The following is a 24311-nucleotide window of genomic DNA, read 5'->3' on the forward strand; positions in this document are numbered from 1 at the left end:
GTAGGGATAAGGGGTCGCGCAGAGGCGCAGAGAAAGGAAAGCCTGCGCCGAAGAATCTGGAATCAGGGTCTCGCAACGCAGGGAGGATGCGGAGAAGCGGTGGCTTTGCCACGGACACTTTCTGCGCCTCTGCGCGAACAAAATCACCGCGGAATGTCGATGAAATCCAGCTTCTGGAACGCCGCCATCAACGGCCCCTGCCATTGTTCCGGCACCGGCTGCCGATCCATGGCCCATCCCATGATGTCCACATCCTCCTCGTCCAGGAACCGCTCGAACCACAGCGCCTCCTCTTGCGTCCATGTGGCATGGTATCGGTCGAAGAAGCCGCCGATCATATAATCGGCCTCTCGCGTGCCGCGATGCCAGGCGCGGAAACGGGCGCGGCGGAGAATATGCCCTATATCGTGGGTGGCTTGGCTCATGGGGGCGTCCTGTCTCGTCAAACTGCAAAAGGCGCCGACAGGATTTTGCAATCCCCGACGCATCACGTTAGGGCCACAGATAGTCATGCGCCCCGATATTCTCAATCCGCTCTTTGCCGAAGTTCAGGCGCTGAAGGGTGTCGGCGCGGTCCTTGCCAAGCCGCTGGCCCGGCTGGGGCTGGACCGCGCCGTCGATCTGGCCTTCCATCTCCCCGTCACATGGGTCGACCGGCAAATGGTGGACCGGCTGGACGAGGCGATCACGGGCCGCATGGTCGGCCTGATCCTGACGCCGACCCACTACAGCGCGGTGGGGTCCAGCCGCGCTCCGTTCCGCGTGACCTGCGTGGACCGGGCGGGCGATGTGGTGAAGATCGTCTATTTCGGGCGCAACCCCGGCTGGCCGCGCAAGCTGTTCCCGCTGAACGAACCGCGCTTCGTCTCCGGGCGGCTGGACCGTTATGGCGACGAGTTGCAGATCGTCCACCCCGACCATGTGATCGCGCCGGAGGAGGCCGCGACCGTCCCCGCGACGGAGCCGGTCTATTCCCTCTCCGAAGGGATCACCAATGGCCGCCTGCGCGAACTGGTGGCGCAGGGGGTGGGCCGCGCGCCGGATCTGGGCGAATGGATCGAACCCAGCCTGATGAGCACGAAGGGCTGGCCGGGCTGGCAGGCGGCTCTGCTGGCCGCGCACAGCGACCCGGCGGCGACGGCGGCGCGGGATCGCCTCGCCTATGACGAGATTTTCGTGGGCCAGCTCGCGCTCATGCTGCTGCGCGCCGACACGCGCAAGCGGCGCGGCGTGGCGCTGGAGGGGGATGGGCGGCTGCGCGATGCCCTGACCCTGCCCTTTGCCCCCACCGGCGCGCAGACGCGCACCATGCAGGAAATCGCGGGCGACATGGCCCAGCCGCACCCGATGCTGCGCCTGCTTCAGGGCGACGTGGGCGCGGGCAAGACGCTGGTGGCGACCATGGCGCTGCTCAACGCGGTGGAGGCGGGGGCGCAGGGCGCGATGCTGGCCCCCACCGAAATCCTCGCGCGCCAGCATTTCGCCACCCTGCAAAAGACGCTGGCGGGCCTGCCCGTCACCGTCGCCATCCTGACCGGGCGGGACAAGGGCAAGGCGCGCGAATCGACGCTGATGGGGCTGGCGGACGGCAGCATCGACATTCTCGTCGGCACCCATGCGATCTTTCAGGAGGCGGTGAGCTACAAGAACCTCGGCCTCGCGGTGATCGACGAGCAGCATCGTTTTGGCGTGGCGCAGCGCATGATGCTGACCGCCAAGGCGGAACGGGCGCCGCACCTGCTGGTGATGACCGCGACGCCGATCCCGCGCACGCTGACCCTCACCCAATATGGCGAGATGGACGTGTCCCGGCTGGACGAGATGCCGCCGGGCCGCCAGCCGATCGAAACGCGCGTCATGCCCGACGACCGGCTGGACGAGATCGTCGCGGGCCTCCATCGCCATCTGGATGCGGGACGACAGGCCTATTGGGTGTGCCCGCTGGTGGAGGAGATAGAGGGCGGCGGCGACCGGGTGCCGGATCAGGCGGCGGCGGAGGCCCGCGGTGCGGCGCTGAAGGCGGTGCTGGGCAAGGACCGGGTCGGCATCGTCCATGGCCGCATGACCGGGCCGGAGAAGGATGCCGTCATGGAGGCGTTCGCCACCCAGCGCATCGGCCTGCTGGTCGCGACCACGGTGATCGAGGTGGGCGTGGACGTGCCCAACGCGACGCTGATGATTATCGAGGCGGCGGAGCGATTCGGCCTGGCCCAGTTGCACCAGTTGCGCGGCCGCGTCGGTCGCGGGGACCAGCGGTCGGTCTGCCTCCTCATCCGCGGCGGCAATCTCAGCGAGACGGGCCGCGCCCGCCTGGCCCTGATGCGCGAGACGCAGGACGGCTTTCGCATCGCGGAGGAGGATTTGCGGCTGCGCGGCGCGGGCGAACTGCTCGGCACGCGGCAATCGGGGGAGGAGCGGTTCCGCCTCGCCAACCCGGAACAGATCAACCGGCTCGCCCCGATGGCGCATGACGATGCGCGGCTGCTGATCGACCGGGACGGCGGGCTGGATTCGCCGCGCGGTGCGGCGGCGCGTCTGTGCCTCTATCTGTTCGAACGGGATGCCGCTGCGGGGTTGCTGCGCAGCGGCTGATGGCCCGGACGGTCAGGCGGCAGCGGCCTCGATCGTCGCCAGCACCTTGGCATACAGGTCGGCCTCGATGGGGTTGATGAACCAGCCGCCACAGCAGCCGGTAAGCGCCCACGCGACCTGCCCCTCCACCTCGCCCACGACGGGCAGCAGGATGCGCAGTTTCTGGTCGCGCTCGAACGTCACCTTGCCCCGTGCATGAAAGCCCATGGGGGACAGGTTCAGCAGCCGGATGTCGAACGTCTCCGTCCAGCCGCGCGTTGCGCTGGTGGGATAGTCGATGTCGTCCCGCTGCGCGCGGCGGCGCTCGTCATGGAGTTGGTTAAGGCGTTTCAGGCGCTCGGCTGACATGATGGCGTTCCCCTGTTCTTTTTTCGAGGGGCGCGAACGGTCGGGCGGCCGCATGGACATGCGAACCGTCATTCCTTCCCGATCGACCGGCGGAGATTCCGTCTCTCACCAATCTATGCGACCCTGTCTTCGGAACCTGCGCCAGCCGCGTTAAGGCGGACTGCACGAATCTGGTTAACGATACGGATTTTACGCAGAAATCAGGATCGCATGCCGCTTTTTGCCCAGACTCAGTTTGGTCTCGGCCCCGGTCAGCCGGATTTCATGCGCCGCATCGGTGATGGCGGTGTCGTTGACCCGTACCGCCCCTTCGCCGATCTTGCGCTTGGCCTCGCCGCCCGACGCGGTCAGCCCCGCCGCGACCAGCGCCGCGACCAGACCGATCCGCCCGCCTTCCACCGGCACGCGGGGCAGGGCGTCGCCGCTCGCCCCTTCCTCGAAGGTCCGGCGCGCCGTTTCCGCCGCCGTACGGGCCGCATCCGCGCCCCGGCACAGCGCCGTCGCCTCATTGGCGAGGATCTTCTTCGCTTCGTTGATCTCCGCGCCTTCCAGCGCCTCCAGCCGGGCGATCTCGTCCAGCGGCAGGTCGGTGAACAGGCGCAGGCGGGTGGCCACGTCCCGGTCGTCCGTGTTGCGCCAGAACTGCCAGTAATCAAAGTCTGACAACTGGTCGGCGTTCAGCCACACCGCGCCGCCCACCGTCTTGCCCATCTTGCTGCCATCCGCGTTGGTCAACAGCGGCGTGGTCAGCCCGAACAGTTGCGCGCCATCGACCCGGCGACCCAGTTCGACGCCGTTGACGATATTGCCCCACTGGTCCGATCCGCCCATCTGCAACCGGCAACCGACGCGGCGCGACAGCTCCAGAAAGTCATAGGCTTGCAGGATCATATAATTGAATTCGAGGAAGCTGAGCGATTGCTCCCGGTCCAGCCGCATCTTGACCGAGTCGAAGCTCAGCATCCGGTTGACGGAGAAATGCTGGCCGATGTCGCGCAGGAATGGGATATATTCCAGCCTGTCCAGCCATTCGGCGTTGTCGACCATCACCGCATCGGTGGGACCGTCGCCAAAGGTCAGGAAATTCTCGAACACCCGGCGGATCGACGCGACATTCTGCGCGATGCTGTCATCGTTCAGCAGCTTGCGCGCCTCGTCCTTGAAACTGGGATCGCCGATCTTGCCGGTGCCGCCGCCCATCACCACGATGGGCTTGTGCCCCGCGCGCTGCAAACGGCGCAGCATCATGATCGAGACGAGGTGCCCGACATGCAACGACGGCGCGGTCGGATCGAAACCGATATAGCCGGGCACGATCTCCTTCGCCGCCAGCGCGTCCAGCGCATCGGCATCCGTAAGCTGATGGATATATCCACGCGAATGGAGTATGGTGAGGAGGTCTGAGCGATAGCTGTTCATGGCGACGCGCGCCTAGCACGCCGACGCGCCATTTGACAGCCCTTTGCCGCATCTGGAAAGGCGTGTGGCATGTTACTGACCCTGATCCGCCACCCATCGTCCCCGACGCCGTCCATCGACGCGATCACCGTTGCGGTGACCCGGCTGGAGGGCGCGCGGCTGGCGCTGCGTTACCGTATCACCGGCGATATATCGACGCTGGCCGTGCCCGCGCTGGTCGCGGCGGAGCGCACCGACGAATTGTGGAAGACCACCTGTTTCGAGGCGTTCCTGAAACTGCCCGACAAGGATCAATATGTGGAATTCAACTTCTCGCCCTCCACCCGCTGGGCCAGCTATGTCTTCGACGACTATCGGCAGGGACAGCGGGATCTTGTCAATTTCACCCTGCCGCGTATCGACCTGGACGTGGCGCGGGACAGTTTTGAACTCTGCGCCACGCTGGACCTCACCGGTAACCGGGGGGAGTGGCAGCAACGCGACCTGGCGATGGGCCTGTCGGCGGTGATCGAGACGCTGGACGGGCAGAAAAGCTATTGGGCGCTCGCCCATCCGCCGGCCAACCCGGATTTCCATCACGGGGATTGCTTCGCCGCCATTTTGCGGGCACCCGAATCCGCATGAAATTCGGTATCGATCGCTTCCTCGCCGACCCTGAAATCCGTGCGCCGCTGGTCGGGCGACGGGTCGCGCTGCTCGCTCATCCCGCCTCGCTGACCGCCGGCCTCGTCCATTCGCTGGACGCGATCGCCGCGCTGGACGATGTAACGCTCAGCGCCGCCTTCGGGCCTCAGCATGGCCTGCGCGGCGACAAGCAGGACAATATGATCGAATCGCCCGACTATCGCGATCCGATCCACGGCATCCCCGTCTTCTCCCTCTATGGCGAGGTGCGGCGGCCGACCCCGGCGATGCTGGACAGTTTCGACGTGATGCTGATCGACCTTCAGGATCTCGGCACGCGCATCTACACCTTCATCACCACCCTGCTCTATGCGCTGGAGGCGGGCGCGCAGGCGGGCAAGGCGGTGTGGGTGCTCGACCGGCCCAATCCGGTGGGGCGGCCCATCGAGGGGCTGACCCTGATCCCCGGCTGGGAGAGTTTCGTGGGCGCGGGGCTGATGCCGATGCGCCACGGCCTGACGCTGGGCGAACTGGGCCATTGGTTCATCGACCATTATGGGCTGGACGTGGACTATCGCGTCATCGCCATGGAGGGCTGGTCGCCCGATGGCGCGCCGGGCCATGGCTGGCCGGGCGAACGCATCTGGGTCAACCCCAGCCCCAACGCCCCCAATGTCGCCATGGCGCGCGCCTATCCCGGCACGGTGATGCTGGAGGGCGCGACCCTCTCCGAAGGGCGCGGCACCACCCGCCCGCTGGAGATATTCGGCGCGCCGGACATCGACGCCCGCGCCGTCATCGCCACCATGCGCGACCTCGCGCCGCATTGGCTGGAGGGCTGCGCGCTGCGCGACATCTGGTTCGAACCGACCTTTCACAAGCATGTCGGTCGGCTGTGCTCCGGCGTGCACATCCATGCGGAAGGCGGCTTCTACGACCATGCCGCCTTCCGGCCATGGCGGTTGCAGGCGCTGGCCTTCAAGGCGATCCGCGCGCTCCACCCGGATTATGCACTGTGGCGCGATTTCCCCTATGAATATGCGTTCGGCAAGCTGCCCATCGACGTCATCAACGGCGGGCCGGGTCTGCGCGAGTGGGTGGACAATGCCGGCGCGACACCGGGCGACCTCGACGTGCTGACTATCCCGGATGAAGAGGCATGGGCGGAGGCGAGGGCACCGTATCTGTTATATTGAGCGATGGGGTACGGCCCGCTGACGACCATTTGTTGCCGTTCAGCCACAGCGTTCGTATCGCCCATAGCGGAAGTTGAAAATTCACGGAATATGCCGGAACACTCTAGTCGTAGGTAGACATCACCAATGAGATCAGCTGGAAGAATTGGAACGGCGCGGACTGCCTTTTCATTTGTCGCGGTAGTGTCGATATTTTGCGCGCCTGTTTCTGCGCAATCGTCGGATCCTTCTTGCTACACTGAAGCGGAGTTTCAGGACGTCCTGCTAATTGCGGCACCTACTGCGCTGACAATCATGGGTGAACAATGCGCCTCCGCACTACCGCACGGATTGGTTCTGGGAAATCCACAGAGTGCCTTATTCAAGGCAGCGGATATTGCCGGTCGAGAGGCTTGGCCACGGGCTTACCCAGCAATCATTCGGGTGATGAAAAGTCATGGAAAGCAATTAGCTCCAGGTGACACTGAACTAACGTATGATAAAGTGACTGCTGGCTTGCGGCCAATAGTCGGACAGATAATAACAAATTCCGATAGTTGCGGCCCAGCGGATAAAATGCTCAAGCTATCAGAGCCTCTGCCACCTAGAAATCTTGCGGGCATGTTAGTTCAAGTCGTACGCATTGATCCCAAGCTCAAAAAGATGAACTTGGTTTGCCCCCTCCTTTAAACACATTGATGGAAGTCAGGTATTGAGATTGAGTGGCGGCATAGCCGACAGTCCGCTACCCACCCCAAATCGTCATTGCTTCGCTGCGTTAGCAATAACGACTGAGCGACAGCCCAGGAACAGCTCGATGGGCGACGAAAATTCCCCCAGCCGACCACCATCCAACCTACCCCTCAAACCTTCCGGCTCAGCTCCCGCGTCGCCGCCTCGATCCCGCCAATAGTCAGCGGATACATGCGCTGGTTCATCAACTGCCGGATCAGCGCGTTCGACTGGTCATAGTCCCAGCGACTTTCCGGGGCCGGGTTCAGCCACACGGCGGAAGGGTAGGTGTTGGTCAGCCGCTTCATCCACACATGGCCGGCCTCCTCGTTGAAATGCTCCACCGAACCGCCGGGCTGGAGGATTTCATAGGGGCTCATCGCCGCATCGCCGACCAGGATCAGCTTATAGTCATGGCCATATTTGTGGAGAATATCCCATGTGTTGGTCCGCTCCGCCCAGCGGCGGCTATTATCCTTCCACAGTCCCTCATACGGGCAATTGTGAAAGTAGAAGAATTCCATATTCTTGAACTCGGCCTTCGCGGCGGAGAACAGTTCCTCGCACAGGCGGATATGCGGGTCCATCGACCCGCCGATGTCGAACAGGATCAGCAGCTTGACGGCGTTATGCCGTTCCTTGCGCATATGGATGTCCAGCCACCCCTGCCGCGCCGTGCCCGCGATGGTGGCGTCGAGGTCCAGTTCCTCCACGCCGCCTTCCCGCGCGAACCGGCGCAGGCGCTTCAGTGCGACCTTGATGTTGCGCGTGCCCAGTTCGCGGTTGCTGTCGAGGTTGGCGAAGTCGCGCTGTTCCCACACCTTGACCGCGCGCTTATGCTTCGACTCCCCGCCGATCCGCACGCCTTCGGGGTTGTAGCCGGAGTGGCCGAAGGGGGAGGTGCCGCCCGTGCCGATCCACTTGCTGCCGCCCTGATGGCGTTTCTCCTGCTCCTCCAGCCGCCTTTTCAGCGTGTCCATGATCTCGTCCCAGCTGCCCAGGGCCTTGATCTGCTCCATCTCCTCCGGGGTCAGGAATTTCTCGCCGACGGCCTTCAGCCAGTCCTCCGGTATGTCCGCACCATGCTGGCCATAATCGCTCTCCAGCCCCTTGAAGACCTTGGCGAACACCTGGTCGAACCGGTCGTAGAGCGTCTCGTCCTTCACATAGACGGCGCGGGAGAGATAATAGAAATCCTCCGGCGTCTGCTCGATAGCCTGCGCGTCCAGCGCCTCCAGCAGCAGCAGATGCTCCTTTACGGAGGCCGGGATGCCGGCGGCGCGCAGTTCGTCGAGGAGATTGAGCAGCATGGCCCGATGCTAGAGCATTTTCGCGGCGGATGGTATCATCCGCTGCCGTGAAAAATGCGGAAGGCAGCGATAGGGTCCGCTGTACGCAGACCGGATCATCATCCCGCCCCCCGCGCCCGAAAAACGCCAGCCCCCTTTGCGCGCCTGCGCCGCCCTCTCCCGTTCATGCGGGAGGGGGGCGCCAAAAGCACAACGCCCCCTCCCGCAGGAACGGGAGAGGGCGTCGCAACAGTCATCCCACCCGTTGCCGGGCGGGGGTAGGATCAGTTCTTTTCCTGATCCACCAGCTTGTTAGCGCCGATCCAGGGCATCATCGCGCGCAGCTTGGCGCCCGTTTCCTCGATCGGGTGGCGCTTGGCGGCGATGCGGCTGGCCTTCAGTTCGGGCTGGCCGGCGCGGTTGTCGAGCACGAAGTCCTTCACGAAGCGGCCCGACTGGATGTCGGCCAGGACGCGCTTCATTTCCTTCTTCGTCTCTTCGGTGATGATGCGCGGCCCTGTCTTGATGTCGCCATATTCGGCGGTGTTCGAGATGGAGTAGCGCATGTTGGCGATGCCGCCCTCATACATCAGGTCGACGATCAGCTTCAGTTCGTGCAGGCACTCGAAATAGGCCATTTCGGGGGCGTAGCCCGCCTCGACCAGCGTTTCGAAACCGGCCTGCACCAGCGCGGTCGCGCCGCCGCACAGCACGGCCTGCTCGCCGAACAGGTCGGTCTCGCATTCCTCGCGGAAGTTGGTCTCGATGATGCCCGAACGGCCGCCGCCGACGCCCGATGCGTAGGCGAGGGCGATGTCGTGCGCGTTGCCGCTGGCGTCGTTATGGATGGCGATCAGGCAGGGCACGCCGCCGCCCTTCACATATTCGCCGCGCACGGTGTGGCCGGGGCCTTTGGGCGCGATCATGATGACGTCGATGTCGGCGGGCGCCTCGATCAGGCCGAAATGCACGTTCAGGCCGTGCGCGAACGCCAGCGCGGTGCCGGGGCGCAGATTGCCCTTGATGTCATTTTCCCAGATGGCGGCCTGATGCTCGTCGGGCGCCAGGATCATCAGGACGTCGGCCCACTTGGCCGCTTCCTTGTTGTCCAGAACCTTGAAGCCCGCACCCTCTGCCTTCTTGGCGGAGGCCGAACCGGGACGCAGGGCGATGGCGACGTCCGCCACGCCGGAGTCGCGCAGGTTCTGCGCATGGGCATGGCCCTGCGAGCCATAGCCGAGGATGGCGATCTTCTTGGACTTGACGATACCGAGGTCGGCATCGCGATCATAATAAACGCGCATGAGAGTTTTTCCCTTCGAATTTGCCGCCGTCCCTAGGGTCGCGGTGGATTATGTCAATGTTTGTTGGGTTTGGTGTGTTGGGCCGGGCGGCGATCAGGCCGTCCGGGACAGGCGAATGACGATCAGGCTTCCTTGCCGCCGCGGACCAGCCCGACGACGCCGGTCCGGCCGACCTCGACCAGACCGATCTGCCGCATCAGCGCGACAAAACTGTCGATCTTGTCGGTGGGACCGGTGATCTCGAAGATGAAGCTGCCGATGGTCGTGTCCACCACCTTGGCGCGGAACACGTCCGCGATGCGCAGCGCCTCGATCCGGTCATCGCCCGTGCCCGCGACCTTCACCAGCGCCAGTTCGCGTTCCACGAACGGGCCGTTGTCGGTCAGGTCGACCACGCGATGGACGGGCACCAGCCGGTCGAGCTGGGCGATGATCTGGTCGATCACCTTGGGCGGGCCGTTGGTGACCACGGTGATGCGGCTGATCTGATGATCGGTGCCGATGTCCGCCACGGTCAGGCTCTCGATATTATAGCCGCGCGCGGAGAAGAGGCCTGCGATCCGCGCCAATATGCCCGCCTCATTGGTGACGGTCAGCGAGAGGACGTGCCGCTCGCTCTGTTCTTCCCGGATGTGCATGGGGTCTAGCTTCCTGTCGTCTCGTCTGGCCTGTCGGGGCCGGTGCCTGTGTCTGTTTCGTCGCCGGATGGCGGCGGGGGAGGGGGCGGCGGTGCGAGGGAGAGCATACCGGTCATCGCGAAATGCCACCCCTCCGCGGTGCGGTGCGCGATGCGGATCGGTACGCCCAGCAGGGCGTCATGCACCTTGGACAGATGCTCCCCCACATAATGCGGACCGATCAGCAGCCGGTCATAGGCCGTCTTGTGAAAGCGAAAACCGCGCTCCAGCCGTATCTCCCACTCATCCTCGTCCCGTTCATGATCCATCGTCCAGCCGAACAGGTCGTTGCTGTCATTCTCCCGCTCGAAATCGAACGGTTCGCTGACATAGACGCGCAGCCGCAGGGCATCGGGATGGATCGGATCGCTCATTTTGTACCTTTTATACCAAAGCCTTGGCCTCGTCGGACATGCTGCCCTTTACCTGGCTGGGGTCAAGCAGCATTTCGGTGTGCGCCGCCCCCGACGGGATCATCGGGAAACAGTTGGACAGCTTGGCCACCCGGCAATCGACCAGCACGGGACCGGGCGTCTCGATCATCTGGCGGATGCCCGCCTCCAGTTCCTGTGGTCCCTCGATGCGGATGCCGGTCCAGCCATAGGCTTCGGCCAGTTTCACGAAATCGGGCAGGCTGTCCGAATAGCTGTTGGAGTAACGGCTTTCATAGGTCAGTTCCTGCCACTGGCGGACCATGCCCATATATTCATTGTTCAGGATGAAGATTTTGACCGGCAGGCGATATTGCGTGGCCGTACCCAGTTCCTGAATGTTCATCTGGATGGAGGCATCGCCCGCGATGCAGATGACGAGGCTGTCCGGGTTGGCGACCTGCGCGCCGATGGCGGCGGGAAAGCCATAACCCATCGTGCCGAGACCGCCGGACGTCAGCCACTTGTTCGGCGCATCGAAACCGAAATGCTGGGCGGCCCACATCTGGTGCTGGCCGACTTCGGTCGTGATGATCGTGTCCTTGCCGGTCGCCAGCGTCGCCTTGTACAGGTCCGCGATGGCGCGCTGGGGCATGATCTCGGTCGCACCATCGTCATAGCCGAGGCTGTTTTTCGCCCGCCAGCCGTCGATGCGCGCCCACCATTCGGACAGGTCCGGCTTGGTGTATCCGCGCGCGTCCAGCCCGGCGATGATCGCCGCCATGGCGCGGCCGACGTCCGCGATGACCGGCAGGTCGACCGCCACCGTCTTGTTGACGGAGCTGCGGTCGATGTCGACATGGATCTTCTGGGAATGGGGGGCGAACGCATCCAGACGGCCCGTGACACGGTCGTCGAAACGCGCGCCGAGGCAGACGATCAGGTCCGCCTGGTTCATCGCCAGATTCGCCTCATAGGTGCCATGCATCCCCAACATGCCCAGCCAGGACGGATCGGTCGCGGGGAAGGCGCCCAGACCCATCAGGGTGGAGGTGACGGGCGCGCCCGTCCTGTGCGCCAGTTCACGCAGCAACGTGGCCGCTTCCGGGCCGCTGTTGATGACGCCGCCGCCGGTGTAGAGGATCGGGCGGTCCGCCTTCAGGATCATCTCGACCGCCGCGTCGATGGCCACCGCGTCGGGGGCGCTGGCGGGGCGATAGCTTTGATGCTCGAACCCTTCCGGTCTGGTATAGGGCGCGGTCGCGATCTGGACATTCTTGGGAATGTCGATGACGACCGGGCCGGGGCGGCCGGTGGTGGCGATGTGGAACGCCTCATGGACGACGGGTGCGAGGCGGCCCGGATCCTTGACCAGATAATTATGCTTGGAACAATGGCGCGTGATGCCGACCGTGTCCGCTTCCTGGAATGCGTCCGTGCCGATCAGCTGCGTTGGAACCTGCCCGGTGATGACGATCATCGGGATGGAGTCCATCAGCGCGTCGGTGATGCCGGTGACGGCATTGGTCGCGCCGGGGCCGGAGGTGACGAGAACGACGCCGGGCTTGCCGGTGGAGCGGGCATAGCCCTCCGCCATGTGCGTCGCGCCCTGCTCATGCCGGACCAAAATATGCTTGATCGTCGGATGGTTATAAATGGCGTCATAAATGGGCAGCACGGCCCCGCCCGGATAGCCGAACACCGTATCGACGCCCAGGTCGACCAGGCATTGAACCAATATATCCGCGCCGCTGCGTTCAGCCACGATAAGCTCCTTCGAGTGGAGGGGGCGGGTGGCGGTCCCTGTCGAAACAGGCGCGCCGGGTCGCCCCTATTGCAAGGCCGCGCTCCTAAAGGTCAGAAAATGACCTGTCAATCATATTGTGTGTAATTTAATTACAAGTTGTGCCATATAATCGTCATATTGCGTCTCACTGGCGCGGGGCCAATGGGCGGGCGACTGGTTGGCGAACCATGTATATTGGCGCTTGGCATAGCGGCGCGTGTCCCGCTTGGCGCGGTCCGCCATGGCGGCGGCGTCGATCTCCCCCGCCAGCCATTGCGCGATGGGCCGCACGCCGATGGCGCGCATGACCGGCAGGTCGGGGTCGAGGTGGCGGGTCAGCAGGGCGCGCACTTCCTCCGCCGCGCCGCCCGCGATCATCGCGTCGAAGCGCGCGTCGCACCGCTCCACCAGCCATTGCCGGTCGGGGAGGAGGAGGAGGGGGTGCAGGGTGATGCGGTCGCCGATGCCGCCGTGCATCTCCGCCTGCCAGGCATGGATGGGCCGTCCGGTGGAGCGGACCACCTCCAGCGCGCGGGCGACGCGGGTGGTGTCGGCGGGGTTCAGCCGGGCGGCGGCCTGCGGGTCTTCGGTGCGGAGGGCGGCGTGCGCCTGTGCCACCGGCAGCGCGCGCACGGCGGCGCGGATGGCGGGGTCGATGTCGGGCACGGGCGCGATGCCGTCGATCAGCGTGCGAATATAGAGGCCGGTGCCGCCGACGAGGATGGGCAGCCTGTCCGCCGCATGCGCCGCGGCGATCGCGGCCTTCGCCTCCGCGGCCCAGCGCGCGGCGGAACAGGCTTCCGCCCCGTCGATATGGCCGAACAGGCGGTGCGGGGCGCGGGCCAGTTCGCCGGCGTCCGGGCGGGCGGAGAGGAGGGCGAGGTCGGCATAGACCTGGCTCGCGTCGCAGTTTATTACGATACCGTCATGGCTTTCGGCCAGCCTCAGCGCCAATGCGCTCTTGCCGCTGGCCGTCGGCCCGGCAATAAGCGCGACGGGCCGACCCCCCGTTTTGGTTGGTAATGTTGAAAAATCGTCAGTCGAAGGAATCTGTTCAGCCATGTTCGTCGCGACCCTTATCGCCGTCGGCTCCCTGCGTCATGAGCATATTGATGCGGCGCGCGCCGCCATCGTCGCAACCGGCGCGGTTCCGGGCGAAACCGTCTGGCTGGACGAAGGCGCTGCCGCCGATATTCCCTTCTTCGGCGACCTCGTCCCCGTCCGCGCGGCCCTCGCTGCCCTGTCCCTCCCGCTCGACTTCGCGGTGCAGCCCATCGCCAGCCGGGACAAGCGCCTGCTGGTGGCGGACATGGACTCAACCATGATCACCATCGAATGTATCGACGAACTGGCCGACTATGCCGGCATCAAGCCGCAGATCGCCGAAGTGACCGAACGGGCGATGCGCGGCGAACTCGACTTCTCCGCCGCGCTGACGGAGCGGGTGGCCTTGCTCAAGGGGCTGGACGACAGCGTCATCGACATTTGCCGTGCCGAGCGCGTGAAACTGACGCCGGGCGCGCAGACTCTGGTGCAGACACTCCGGGCGCGCGGCGCGTATGCAGTGCTGGTGTCCGGCGGCTTCACCCGCTTTGCTGAACCGGTGGGTGCGGAGATCGGCTTCAACCTCGCCATTGCCAATGTGCTGGGTATCGAGGACGGCAAGCTGACCGGGACAGTCGGCCTGCCCATCGTGGATGCGGAACGCAAGAGGACGGAATTGCTCGCCCATGCCGATGCTCTGGGCATTGCGGTCGAAAACACGCTCGCCATCGGCGACGGTGCGAACGACATTCCGATGATCGAGGCCGCCGGGCTGGGCCTCGCCTATCATGCAAAGGAAAAGGCGCGAGCCGCCGCCGATGCGTCGATCAGCCAGGGCGACCTGACCGCAGTGCTTTACATGCTCGGCATCGCAAAGGTGGACTGGGTGGCGGGCTGAGGCCCTCTCGCCTACCCCCGCACGCCCATGATCAAGGCTGTGTCGAATCCGCCATGGTCGTCATAGCGGACCAGCAGATCATGAAATCCCCGCGCCTGAAACAGGCGTAGCACGTCGGGCAGGGGGTATTCGTTCATCTGCATCACGGGCGCTGCGGCGGGCCGGCCGCGCAAAAGGTTGGACAGGGCCTGCCCCCCCGGCACCTGATGGACGAGGGCATAGCGTAGCCTGCCCCGCCAATCCTGCCGCCGCTTGATCGACACATGGATCGCGCATCCTCCGCCCGGACTGATGCGGGACAGCAGCGCATCAAGCAGCGGCATACCGCGCCGTACGGGGATATGTTGCAGGACGATGCAACTGAGGATGAAATCATACTGCCCCTCCAGCGCGGACAGGGCATCGTCCGATAGCCGATAGTCGATGGGCAGGTCGGCGCTGTTGCGCCGCGCCTCTTCCAGCATGGCTGGCGCAATGTCGAGGCCGGTGACGGAGCCGAAATGTCCGGCAAGCGGGATGGTAAGGCGCCCGACTCCGCAGCCGAAATCCAAAGCCCGCTCACGCGGCACGGAGCCAAAATGCCGTTCGAACCGGCCCAGCAAGTCGTTGAGATAATCACGCCCGTCCGCAAAGAAATCCTGCCGCGCATCGTCGATGGACCCGCGCCGGTAACGGGGGTCGGACAGGACGGCATAATAGGGGTCTTGCTCGCCCCATGCCTGCCAGTTCCTGTCACTGTCCGACAAAATCATCTCCTGCCATGTAGCCTGTCGGCAATGTGCTATCCCGGAACAGATCAGTCCTGCCGCGCCGCCGTCTGCTGGATCAGGGCGATCATATTGGGGATGCCCTGGGTGCGGTTGGACGACAGCTGGTTCTTGAGATCGAAGGGGGCAAGGGCCCCCATGATGTCGGCATCGGCAACCTCGGCAGCTGGCCGGTCCTGCACGGTCAGCAAGATGAGCGCGATGATGCCCTTGGTTATTGCGGCGTTGCTGTCCGCCAGGAAATGCAGGCGACCATCGGCCAACCGTGTGGGATAGACCCAGACGGCCGCCGAACAACCGCGCACCAATGTCGCATCGGTCTTGAGCGCATCGGGCATGGGTTCGAGCTTGCGCCCTAGGTCGATAAGCAGGCGGTAGCGTTCATCGGCGTCGAGGAACTCATATTCCTCAAGGATTTCGGTCAGGCTCTCGGACATGGCGGCGCTATAGGACGGCGCGCGCAGATTTGCAGCAAAATGTGACTCGGATGACTGAGGTGCCACGAACTACAGGTCAACGCCTTCCGCAATCGCCTCCAGCTTGCGGATACGTTCGCGTAGGTCCGCCATCTCTATCCGGTCGGCAGCGGGCAGCCGCGCGGGTTCGGACGCGCCTTGATCCAGTTCCGCGCGCTTGAGGTCGAGCCAGCCCCGCCATCCGCGCAGGGTCGCAACCGCGACAATGGAAAGCGCGGCCAGCGAGGTGAGGGCGGTGGAGAGCGTGATAAGCTGATCCTGAAGAAGGGTCATGTCGCTTCCCTTTCCATGGGTGATGAAGTCAGTCCTGCTGGCGCAGCTTGTCAAACTCGCGCTCCAGCGCGCTGTTGCTGTCGGTGGCAAGCCGTTCGAGGACGGCGACGCGATCCTTGAGCGCCTTGATCTCGTCGCGCAGCTGCTGGTTCTCTGCCGTGTCGGGCAGGGCAGCGTCACGATAGGCGCGGCGGCTCCTTTGCCGGTCGGGCAGGCCATAACGGGCGCGCAGGATACTGGCGATGGAGACGATGGCGACAATCGCCACGACCATAGAGAAGGGGTTGTTGAACATGCGACATCCTCCCTGTTTGTGAGTCGGTCAGCGCAGCGATTCGATCTCGTCCGACAAGCGCGTGTTCCGACTGGTATAATAGGTTTCAATGTCGGCGAGGCGGCGATCGATGTCACGATATTTGGATCGCACGTCGCGGGCCGAGCGGGCGGGGTTGCTCCGCACGCCTTGCCAGAAACGGGTGTCCTCATCGCTGCCATAGAGGTCACGTGGCTTGTCCTCCGCCATCCAGGCGGCGAGCCAGTAGGCGATCAGCGTCCACGGGAAACCACCCATCAGCGTGACCATGACCGCACCGATCCGCACCCACAGGACGTCGATGCCCGTATAGTCTGCAATGCCGGAGCAGACGCCCAGCCATTTGCGATTCTGCCTGTCGAGATAATAGCGGGTCCGGCGAGCGGCCATGTCAGTTTCTCCTCTGCGATTCCGGGCGACCGAAATCGGGATCGGTGGGGGCGAGGGGCGGGTAGGGCGCACCGCCGGTCAGGCCGGAACGAAAGTCGGGATGGTCGGCCGCGATGATCCGTTCGATGGTGGACAGGCGGTCCTCCAGCCTGCGCGCCGTCTCGAACATCTGGTCCAGCATCGCCTCATCCTCCCCGGTCAAGGTTGCGGCGGTGCGCCAGCGGGTGACATAGTGCAGCACCAGCCAGGGCAGTCCGATGAACAGCATGCCGACAATGAAGATCGGCACGATCGCTTCCGCGAAGTACATCGCCTCAGCCCTCCTGTCCGCGCGCGGCCTTCATGGCGGCAAGCTCCGCTTCCACTTCGTCGGTAGAGCGCAGTTCCGCAATCTCCTCCTCCAGCGTCCGGGGAGGCGCGCCCAGCGCCAGCGCGTCGGCGCGCCCTTCGGTCAGGTCGACGCGCCGCTCCAGCAAGTCAAAGCGGGCGAAAGCGTCCTGCAACCGTTCCCCGGCATAGACTTCCCGCATACGCAAGCGATTGCGGGCGCTTTCCATGCGGGCCATCACACTGCTCTGGCGGGCGCGGGCTTCCCGCAGTTTCGCCTGGAGCTTGGCGATGTCCTCCTCCGACGCGGAGAGGGCATCCTCCAGCACCACGATCTCGGCGGAGAGTTCGGCGGCCATGCCGGCGGCCTTCTGCTTCTCCACCAGCGCAGCCTTGGCCAGATCCTCCCGGTCCTTGGAAAGGGCCAGTTGCGCCTTCTCCGTCCAGCTTGCCTGAAGCTGTTCAAGGCGGGCGATGTGGCGGCGCATCTCTTTCTGGTCCGCGATGGTGCGGGCGGCGGAGGCGCGGACATCCACGAGCGTCTCCTCCATCTCGATGATGATCATGCGGATCATCTTGGCCGGGTCTTCGGCCCGGTCGAGCAGGTCGGTGACGTTGGCGGCGATGATGTCGCGGGTGCGGGAGAAGATGCTCATGGACAATGCTCCGGGGCGCTGGGTGGCGCGGTTTCCGGATACTTTGCAGGGAGTGTGCCAGTTGGGGATATTTCAACATAACCAACCGAAAGGGTGTTTTGACGAGAAGAGAGCGCCTATCCAACATTGCCAATAGTTGGTGAAAAATGCTAATTCTCGGCAATGGATCGGACGCAGCTGGTCGGGCAGTCATTGCCCTTTGTCGAGGCGGTGGAGAAGGCCAGCCGGGCCAGCGGCGTGGACCGCCCCGTGCTGGTCGTGGGCGAACGAGGCACGGGCAAGGAACTGATCGCGGAGCGGCTGCATCACCTCTCTCCCCGCTGGCGCGGGCCGCTGGTCACCATGAACTGCGCCGCGCTGCCCGAAGCCCTGATCGAGGCGGAACTGTTCGGGCATGAGGCGGGCGCCTTCACCGGGGCCACGCGCGCGCGGGCGGGCCGGTTCGAGGAGGCGGAGGGCGGCACCCTGTTCCTCGACGAGCTGGCGACCCTGTCGATGGCGGCGCAGGAGCGGTTGCTGCGCGCGGTGGAATATGGCGAGGTGGCGCGCATCGGCGCGTCGCGGCCGGTACGGGTCGATGTGCGGATCGTGGGCGCGACCAACGACGACCTGCCGGGGCTGGTGACGGCGGGGCGGTTCCGCGCCGACCTGCTCGACCGACTGTCGTTCGAGGTCATCACCCTGCCGCCGCTGCGCGCACGCGACGGGGACATTGCCGTGCTGGCCGACCATTATGGACGGCGGATGGCGGGCGAGTGCGGCTGGACCGACTGGCCGGGTTTCGGCCCGGCGGCGCTGGCGGCGATGGAGGCGCACCGCTGGCCCGGCAACGTCCGCGAACTGCGCAATGTGGTGGAGCGGGCGGTCTATGCCTGGCCGGAGCCGGGGCAGCCGGTGGAGGCGCTGGTCTTCGACCCCTTTGCCTCACCCTGGCGTCCGGTCGGGCGCGGGGCGGAGGTCGGCGCGGCTGAGGGCGGCGCGGCGGGCGATGTGCGCGCGGCGGAGGCGTTAGGGGCGGGGTCAGGCGTGGAGGGGGCGGAGGAGGTCATGGACCTGAAGGCCGCCCTGCTGGCGCATGAGGCGGCGATCCTGTCGCGGACGCTGGAACGGCATCGGTTCAACCAGCGCGCGACGGCCAAGGCGTTGGGATTGAGTTATGACCAGTTGCGGCATTGTTTGAAGCGGCATGGGTTGTGAGGGTGGCCGGTAGCGGAATGGCCGGTTTGGAAGTTGGATGAAGCAATAGCTGCCGCTGGCATATGTCGTTTATGTTCCCAGCCAACCACTAGAGATTGACGGTCATGTTCGGAAAGTAGGTCGATATCGGAGTATCCACGACATGATCTGCCTCAAGCGCTCGACGAACCTGACTAGCGACTTCTGCGCGGTAGGAGTCAATGCGCGGCACGAGTGAATAGATGTCAGTCGTGTCGATTTGGATGGTTCGCATCTGATTGACATCGAAAGGAACTCTGTCAACCGTTCGGATCAACTGGACGATTGGCAGCTTCACCGCATGGCGTAGAGCCAACTCGTAGAACACGTTAGGGTTGTGGAACGAGAGGTCAGCAATTACCAGCCGCGACCGCATGATGTAATCAATGATTTGACGAGTGATGATGCCAGGTTTGTCGATTGCGTCTGCTCGAATGACGTTCAATTGGAATTGCTCAAGCGCTGGTTCGACGATCGATCCCAGAAACAGATCGGAGTGTTTGCGCGGTTCTGAACCCTCATCCCCGATTGGCGCGATATAAAAGCATGTGCTCTCGAACTGAGCATGTTCGGAGGTCATAATACTCGTCGAGGGAGCGCGAGCAACTGGCGAAGCAACAGTGGCCGAAGATGCAGCTGGAAGATCACCAAGCAACATATCGATCGAAATAATCCGTTCAGCCCCTGAAAGCGTCTTTAGGAGGCCAACGAACCGGAGGTTGACGACGAAGGTGTCAACGGCCTCGGCAGCATGTTCGGGGTCAATGCCGGCATCCTTTGCGGCATCAATCAGAACAGCATGAGCGGGCAGTTTGTTGCCGACGAACTTCTCGTAGAGCTTTTGGAACGGCTCGATGCCGGTGATTGCCAGTTCTACTCGTACCCTTGCCCGTTCGCGTGCATTGATCTGATCATCGACAGCCTTGTGCCCATCTGGAGTTAGCTCGATGTTGTCAGCCTGAACGCCGCCTTTGGTGAGGCTGTATTTACCAGAATTGACGATGAGTTGGCGGGAGTTTCCGCTCTCAGGCGACTTGCCCAGCTGATCGAAGAGCGTCAGCCGCTTCACCGGCTGCCCGCTACCAATACGCAAGACAGCCGCCGCAAACTCCAGAGGCTCCTCAAACGTCGAGGCAGGAAAGGATCGCGCCGAGCGCTTTTTCCTCAATGCTGCTTCTACCTTCGGCGCCACCTCCGACTGCTTTGCCTCTTCCCCTTTACTTGCGTTCCTCGGTCTCCTCGCCATGCCCTGCCCCGTTGGTCATTAAGTTAGATAAGGTTGCCAGTTCATTTCGAGTTAGTCGACATGTGAACTTATTGCTACCGATGAAATTTCCTGACCTACTTGGCGATGCCCATGCTGTCGCTCAACAGCTGCTCCGAATTTAGGATTAACACCCAGCAATCCGAATGAATGGGTCAATTTTACGAACAACGAAGTGACCCCGGAACGTCCGCCAATGGCGCGAGGCGGACAGCAACCCATCCGCCTCCGCCCACCCAAACATCACCCCCCGTTAAACGCCACCATCGCATACAGCATCGCAATCGACAGCAGCGTGTTCGTGCGGCTGAACACCATGGCGCGGGTCGCGGCGGCGGCCTTGGCTTCCGGGGTGGCGTCGACGAGGCCCAGCGCGATCTTCTGCGCGGGCCAGATGAACACCCACACGTTAAACGCCATGATGAGGGCCAGCCACATGCCGATGGCGATCAGGGTGAAGGGCGGCTCGAACGTCAGCGCCTGCACCAGATAGCCGGAGAGGTGGGCGACGATCAGGCCCGTCACCACCGTTGCCAGCGCGGCCCAGCGGAAGAAGAACAGGGCCTTTGGCGCGATATATTTGGTGACGCCGGGTTTAAGGTCGGCGGGCACTTTCGGCATGGTGGGGATCTGCACGAAGTTGAAATAATAGAGCAGGCCGATCCAGGTGATGCCGAAGAAGACATGCAGCCAGCGGAAAATCTGGTTCGGGTCGGGCACGCGCCCATCCGCGCTGCCCGCCGTCGCGATGACGACGATCGCGAGCGCCAGCCCCGCGAGCAGAACAAGGTGTAGATTGCCGAAAAACTTCGCCATGATCGCATCCCCTCCATCGGTACGGCCGGGTACGTTGCCCGCCGCTTTTCCTGACCGCACAAGGCTAAAGCAGAAATGTTCCGATGTCACATCGAAACTTTTTCGGTCATTGATCGCCATAACCAATTGGTTTCTGTTGCACCGCGGCAATAGGGGAGGCACGTGAACCAAAAGCCGGCTTGGCCGTTTGCCCCTCCAAGGGCGCGGAACAAGCCCCATCCCCCGAGAGAGACCGGAGCAACCCATGGCCTTCATTCTGCCCGAACTGCCCTATGCCAAGACCGCCTTTGGCAAGGATCTGTCCGAAGAGACGTTCAATTTCCATCATGGCAAGCATCACAACGCCTATGTGGTGAAGGCCAACGAACTGGTCGCCGCCGATGCCGCATTGCAGGGCAAGTCGCTGCTGGAGCTGATCGCCATTGCCAAGGGCGGCGCGAAGCCGGGCCTGTTCAACCAGGTCGGCCAGATCTGGAACCACAGCTTCTACTGGCTGGGCCTGTCGCCGGAGAAGAAGGCCCCAACCGGCAAGCTGGCGGAGCTGATCACCGAGGCGTTCGGTTCGGTCGACGCGCTGGTCGACAAGCTGAAGGCGGAGGCCGTGGGCCATTTCGCCAGCGGCTGGGCCGCGCTGAACCTGGAGGACGGCAAGCTGGTCGTCACCTCCTATCATGACGCCGACACACCGGTAGCGCATGGCGCGACGCCGCTGCTGATCTTCGACGTGTGGGAGCATGCCTATTATATCGACTATCGCAACGCGCGCCCCGACTATGCGGGTACGATCCTGGCGAATCACATCGACTGGGATTTCGTTGCACTGAATCTGGACGGGCAGGGCGCGTCGCGCGCTGACCAGCCGGGCTGATTCATACCGCCGTCCGGCCCGGACCGGCCGTGGGGATCGCATCGGGGTTCAAACCCCGCTGCCGCCCCTGCGGATCGGCCCGGACCGGTGGGGCGATATGGTTCGGGCCTGCTTCCCATGTGGGTAGTGGGATCATAAAGCGGCATCAGAGCCGGACACAATGAAGGAAGCAGGAGCGCGATGGCCCACCATCATGACCATGACGATGCCGCAGCCCATGAGGCGAGCAAGATCCCCGTTCCCGAAGAGATTACGGATGCGATCCGCACACTGATCCGCTGGACCGGGGACGACCCGGAGCGTGAGGGCCTGATCGACACGCCCAAGCGGGTGGCGCGGGCATGGCGCGAATATTGCGAGGGCTATCAGGAAGACCCCGCCTATCACCTCAGCCGCATCTTCCACGAAGTGGGCGGCTATGACGAGATCGTCCTGCTGAAGGACATTCCGTTCCAGTCGCATTGCGAACATCATATGGCCCCCATCGTGGGCGTGGCGCACATCGCCTACCTCCCCGGCGACTATGTGGTCGGTATCTCCAAGCTGGCGCGCGTGCTGCACGGCTATGCCCGGCGGTTGCAGGTGCAGGAGCGGCTGACGGCCGAGGTTGCGGACTGCATCTGGGAGCATCTGAAGCCGCAGGGCGTCGCCGTGGTGATCGAGGCGACGCATGGCTGCATGACCGGGCGCGGCGTGCGGACCCCCAATGTGACCATGAAGACCAGCCGGATGATGGGTGTGTTCCGCACCGACGACAAGAGCCGCAAGGAAGTGCTGAGCATGATGGGCAACTGATGCCTGTCGTGCAGGAGGTTCCTTCCCAATCGCCGCTCGCCTCCGCGCCGCTCGCCCTCGTCACGGGCGGGCACCGGCGGCTGGGCGCGCATATCGCGGCGGCGCTGGCGGGGGCGGGATACCGCATCGCCATCCATGGCAGCCATGATGCGGAGCCGGACGCGGAGCTGGCGGCGGCGCTGGCGACGGGCGGGCGCGAATGGGCCGGGTTCGTGGCGGACTTTGCCGACCCGGCCAGCGCGGAGGGCCTGCTGGACGCCGTGATCGCCCATTTCGGCGGCGCGCCCGACCTGCTGGTCAACAGCGCCTCGCTGTTCGGACAGGATCGGCTGGAGAGTGTGGGCGCGGACGACCTCGCCCGTCACTTCGCGGTCAATGCATCGGCCCCGGCGCTGCTGACAAAGGCGTTTGCGGCGACGGTGCCGGCGGGTGGCGACGGGCGCGACCGGTCCATCGTCAACATCCTCGACCAGAGGTTGCAGCATCCCCATGCCGACCAGTTCGCCTATACGCTGAGCAAGTTCGCGCTGGCGGGCCTGACCCGCACCAGCGCGCAGGTGCTGGCGCCGCATGTCCGCGTCAATGCGGTTGCGCCCGGCCTGACGCTGGTGACGCCCGATTATGTGGAGGGACAGGCGGAGCGGCTGGCCGCGCTGATGCCGCTGGCGCGCCTGCCCGCGCCGCAGGAGGTCGCGCAGGCGGTGCTGTATCTGGCGGGCGCGCGGGCCACGACGGGGCAGGTGATCCATGTCGACGGCGGCGCGCACATGGTCGCCTATGCGCAGGATTTCATGGGGATGGTGCGGGACTAGAGCCGGGGGCGTCTGCATCGGGCCTTTGCCCTATCGGCCTTGCCGTCCGGCATGATCGTCAGGATGACGGGTGGGGCCGCGTCGTCAGTTCGCAAAGCCGATATAATGGGTGAACGCCGCGTTTGGCTCCCGCGCGGAGCGGACATGGTTGGCGGGGAAATCCTCGTCCGGCCAGCCCATGGCGATGCAGTTGACGATGACATGGTCGTCGGGGATGCCGGTGATGTCGCGCACCACGTCCGACCGCTGGATGCCTTGGCTGTTGACCACGCAGCCCAGCCCCCGGTCCCATGCCGCCAGCACGATGCCGCAGCAGAGCTGGCCCAGGTCGAAGACACTGTTCATCCCCGGATCGAGGATGCGGTCATAGGTGAGGATCAGGGAGACGGGCGCGTCGAACTGGCGAAAGCCGCGCATCACCCAGTCGTCGCGGCCCGCCGCATCCTCCCGCGCGATGCCCATGGCGCCGAACAACTGCTTTGCCACGTCCACCTGCCGCCGCCGATGCTCGCCCACATAGGGGGTGTGGGTGACGATGTCGCTGACCGGCTCCGCCCCCGCGCGCATCATGGCGCTGTTGCGGCGGCGCAACTCCTCCAGCGGGGCGCCGGACAGGGCGTGGATATGCCAGGGCTGGACATTCATCGAGGAGGGCACCCGCTTCGCCACGGCGACGATCGCATCCACCAGCGCGCGGGGCACGGGCTGGCCGGTGAAGCCGCGGACGCTGCGGCGGCTGGCCATCAGCGTGGTGAAATCCATGCCCGCGCGCCAGCCGAGCGCGCCGGTGACGGTGGCGTCGGGAGCGGCGGCGGCGAGGGAGGGCGTGTCGGCGGGGGAGGGGGACATGGCGGACCTCTGCACGGGGGGAGCAGGTCCGGGGCTAGACCGGGGCGCGGGCGGGGACCAGCGCGGCGGCGCGCCCATGGGGGCAGGGGGTTTTGATCGGGGCGGCAAGAGATGTGGGCGGGGCGGCGCCCCTCCGACACCCTCATTCAGGCGCCGTGCGGTCTTCACTGGCGGGAGGGGAGCGAATGAATGTGCGGGCGGGTTTGCGGGATTGCGATCCGCCCCCGCCGT

At 64.5% G+C, this 24311-nt stretch carries 27 protein-coding genes; 8 read left to right on the top strand and 19 right to left on the bottom strand.

Translation table 11 applies throughout. The annotated features are described in order from the left end of the window. Window positions 1-143: 143 nt before the first annotated feature. A complete protein-coding gene (locus tag LWE61_RS16880) occupies window positions 144-425 on the bottom strand; it encodes a succinate dehydrogenase assembly factor 2 (RefSeq protein ID WP_234151820.1) in 282 nt (93 codons plus the stop codon). 85 nt (window positions 426-510) lie between these two features. On the opposite strand from LWE61_RS16880, the gene recG reads away from it, so the two are divergent. Then, entirely contained in the window at window positions 511-2592 is a 2082-nt protein-coding gene (gene recG, locus LWE61_RS16885) for an ATP-dependent DNA helicase RecG (RefSeq protein ID WP_234151821.1), read from the top strand. Window positions 2593-2604: 12 nt separating this feature from the next. Here the strand turns inward: recG and LWE61_RS16890 are convergent, their stop codons facing one another. Further along, complete coding sequence (locus LWE61_RS16890) at window positions 2605-2940, bottom strand: hypothetical protein (protein WP_234151822.1); 336 nt, start codon at window positions 2938-2940, stop codon at window positions 2605-2607. Between the two features lie 189 nt (window positions 2941-3129). Further along, a complete protein-coding gene (gene tyrS, locus LWE61_RS16895) occupies window positions 3130-4359 on the bottom strand; it encodes a tyrosine--tRNA ligase (protein ID WP_234151823.1) in 1230 nt (409 codons plus the stop codon). Window positions 4360-4428: 69 nt separating this feature from the next. Here tyrS and LWE61_RS16900 point away from each other — a divergent pair, with 69 nt between their 5' ends. Further along, complete coding sequence (locus tag LWE61_RS16900) at window positions 4429-4983, top strand: DOMON-like domain-containing protein (RefSeq protein ID WP_234151824.1); 555 nt, start codon at window positions 4429-4431, stop codon at window positions 4981-4983. Next, window positions 4980-6179, top strand: coding sequence for an exo-beta-N-acetylmuramidase NamZ family protein (locus LWE61_RS16905; protein WP_234151825.1), 1200 nt, complete (start codon window positions 4980-4982; stop codon window positions 6177-6179). Before LWE61_RS16900 ends, LWE61_RS16905 begins: the two co-directional genes overlap by 4 nt. A gap of 842 nt (window positions 6180-7021) precedes the next feature. Here LWE61_RS16905 and LWE61_RS16910 read toward each other — a convergent pair. The 6 genes from LWE61_RS16910 to miaA all read right to left on the bottom strand — a co-directional run bounded on the left by LWE61_RS16910 (window position 7022) and on the right by miaA (window position 13379). Then, complete coding sequence (locus tag LWE61_RS16910) at window positions 7022-8200, bottom strand: vWA domain-containing protein (protein ID WP_234151826.1); 1179 nt, start codon at window positions 8198-8200, stop codon at window positions 7022-7024. A 263-nt stretch (window positions 8201-8463) separates the two neighbouring features. Then, window positions 8464-9483 (bottom strand): ketol-acid reductoisomerase, encoded by a 1020-nt coding sequence (gene ilvC, locus LWE61_RS16915; protein ID WP_234151827.1) that lies wholly within the window; start codon window positions 9481-9483, stop codon window positions 8464-8466. Window positions 9484-9605: 122 nt separating this feature from the next. Continuing rightward, on the bottom strand, window positions 9606-10121 hold the full coding sequence (gene ilvN / locus LWE61_RS16920; protein WP_234151828.1) for an acetolactate synthase small subunit: 516 nt from the start codon (window positions 10119-10121) through the stop codon (window positions 9606-9608). 5 nt (window positions 10122-10126) lie between these two features. Continuing rightward, window positions 10127-10534, bottom strand: coding sequence for a hypothetical protein (locus LWE61_RS16925; RefSeq protein WP_234151829.1), 408 nt, complete (start codon window positions 10532-10534; stop codon window positions 10127-10129). A 10-nt stretch (window positions 10535-10544) separates the two neighbouring features. Beyond that, window positions 10545-12296, bottom strand: coding sequence for a biosynthetic-type acetolactate synthase large subunit (gene ilvB / locus LWE61_RS16930; RefSeq protein WP_234151830.1), 1752 nt, complete (start codon window positions 12294-12296; stop codon window positions 10545-10547). A gap of 111 nt (window positions 12297-12407) precedes the next feature. Continuing rightward, window positions 12408-13379, bottom strand: a complete 972-nt coding sequence (gene miaA, locus LWE61_RS16935; protein ID WP_234151831.1) for a tRNA (adenosine(37)-N6)-dimethylallyltransferase MiaA — start codon at window positions 13377-13379, stop codon at window positions 12408-12410. Here miaA and serB point away from each other — a divergent pair. Then, window positions 13378-14259, top strand: coding sequence for a phosphoserine phosphatase SerB (gene serB / locus LWE61_RS16940; RefSeq protein WP_234151832.1), 882 nt, complete (start codon window positions 13378-13380; stop codon window positions 14257-14259). The two genes, miaA and serB, sit on opposite strands and share 2 nt — an antisense overlap. An 11-nt stretch (window positions 14260-14270) precedes the next feature. On the opposite strand, the gene LWE61_RS16945 is transcribed toward serB, so the two are convergent. The 7 genes from LWE61_RS16945 to pspA form a co-directional block, all read right to left on the bottom strand. Then, window positions 14271-15005, bottom strand: a complete 735-nt coding sequence (locus LWE61_RS16945; RefSeq protein ID WP_234151833.1) for a class I SAM-dependent methyltransferase — start codon at window positions 15003-15005, stop codon at window positions 14271-14273. A 50-nt stretch (window positions 15006-15055) separates the two neighbouring features. Then, entirely contained in the window at window positions 15056-15463 is a 408-nt protein-coding gene (locus LWE61_RS16950) for a SufE family protein (protein ID WP_234151834.1), read from the bottom strand. Between the two features lie 69 nt (window positions 15464-15532). Beyond that, entirely contained in the window at window positions 15533-15775 is a 243-nt protein-coding gene (locus LWE61_RS16955; protein ID WP_234151835.1) for a hypothetical protein, read from the bottom strand. Window positions 15776-15803: 28 nt separating this feature from the next. Next, window positions 15804-16070 (bottom strand): hypothetical protein, encoded by a 267-nt coding sequence (locus LWE61_RS16960; protein ID WP_234151836.1) that lies wholly within the window; start codon window positions 16068-16070, stop codon window positions 15804-15806. Window positions 16071-16097: 27 nt separating this feature from the next. Then, a complete protein-coding gene (pspC, locus tag LWE61_RS16965) occupies window positions 16098-16478 on the bottom strand; it encodes an envelope stress response membrane protein PspC (protein WP_234151837.1) in 381 nt (126 codons plus the stop codon). Window position 16479: 1 nt separating this feature from the next. Continuing rightward, window positions 16480-16788: an envelope stress response membrane protein PspB gene (pspB, locus tag LWE61_RS16970; RefSeq protein ID WP_234151838.1), complete on the bottom strand. Its 309-nt coding sequence runs from the start codon at window positions 16786-16788 to the stop codon at window positions 16480-16482. 4 nt (window positions 16789-16792) lie between these two features. Further along, on the bottom strand, window positions 16793-17461 hold the full coding sequence (gene pspA / locus LWE61_RS16975) for a phage shock protein PspA (protein ID WP_234151839.1): 669 nt from the start codon (window positions 17459-17461) through the stop codon (window positions 16793-16795). 162 nt (window positions 17462-17623) lie between these two features. Between pspA and pspF the strand changes: the two genes are divergently transcribed. Further along, complete coding sequence (gene pspF, locus LWE61_RS16980) at window positions 17624-18658, top strand: phage shock protein operon transcriptional activator (protein WP_234151840.1); 1035 nt, start codon at window positions 17624-17626, stop codon at window positions 18656-18658. An 88-nt stretch (window positions 18659-18746) separates the two neighbouring features. Here the strand turns inward: pspF and LWE61_RS16985 are convergent, their stop codons facing one another. Together LWE61_RS16985 and LWE61_RS16990 are read right to left on the bottom strand one after the other, a co-directional pair. Continuing rightward, on the bottom strand, window positions 18747-19868 hold the full coding sequence (locus tag LWE61_RS16985) for a hypothetical protein (RefSeq protein WP_234151841.1): 1122 nt from the start codon (window positions 19866-19868) through the stop codon (window positions 18747-18749). A gap of 315 nt (window positions 19869-20183) precedes the next feature. Next, a complete protein-coding gene (locus LWE61_RS16990; protein WP_234151842.1) occupies window positions 20184-20756 on the bottom strand; it encodes a hypothetical protein in 573 nt (190 codons plus the stop codon). 244 nt (window positions 20757-21000) lie between these two features. On the opposite strand from LWE61_RS16990, the gene LWE61_RS16995 reads away from it, so the two are divergent. The 3 genes from LWE61_RS16995 (at window position 21001) to LWE61_RS17005 (ending at window position 23231) form a co-directional block, all read left to right on the top strand. Next, a complete protein-coding gene (locus LWE61_RS16995) occupies window positions 21001-21624 on the top strand; it encodes a superoxide dismutase (protein WP_234151843.1) in 624 nt (207 codons plus the stop codon). Window positions 21625-21804: 180 nt separating this feature from the next. Further along, complete coding sequence (folE, locus tag LWE61_RS17000) at window positions 21805-22419, top strand: GTP cyclohydrolase I FolE (RefSeq protein WP_234151844.1); 615 nt, start codon at window positions 21805-21807, stop codon at window positions 22417-22419. Then, the gene (locus LWE61_RS17005) at window positions 22419-23231 is read left to right on the top strand and encodes an SDR family oxidoreductase (protein WP_234151845.1); all 813 of its coding nucleotides are present in this window, start codon (window positions 22419-22421) and stop codon (window positions 23229-23231) included. Before folE ends, LWE61_RS17005 begins: the two co-directional genes overlap by 1 nt. An 84-nt stretch (window positions 23232-23315) precedes the next feature. Here the strand turns inward: LWE61_RS17005 and LWE61_RS17010 are convergent, their stop codons facing one another. Next, window positions 23316-24080, bottom strand: a complete 765-nt coding sequence (locus LWE61_RS17010; protein WP_326490662.1) for a nitroreductase — start codon at window positions 24078-24080, stop codon at window positions 23316-23318. Window positions 24081-24311: the final 231 nt, after the last annotated feature.

It is taken from the genome of Sphingobium sufflavum, from assembly GCF_021403115.1.
Classification (GTDB): domain Bacteria; phylum Pseudomonadota; class Alphaproteobacteria; order Sphingomonadales; family Sphingomonadaceae; genus Sphingobium; species Sphingobium sufflavum.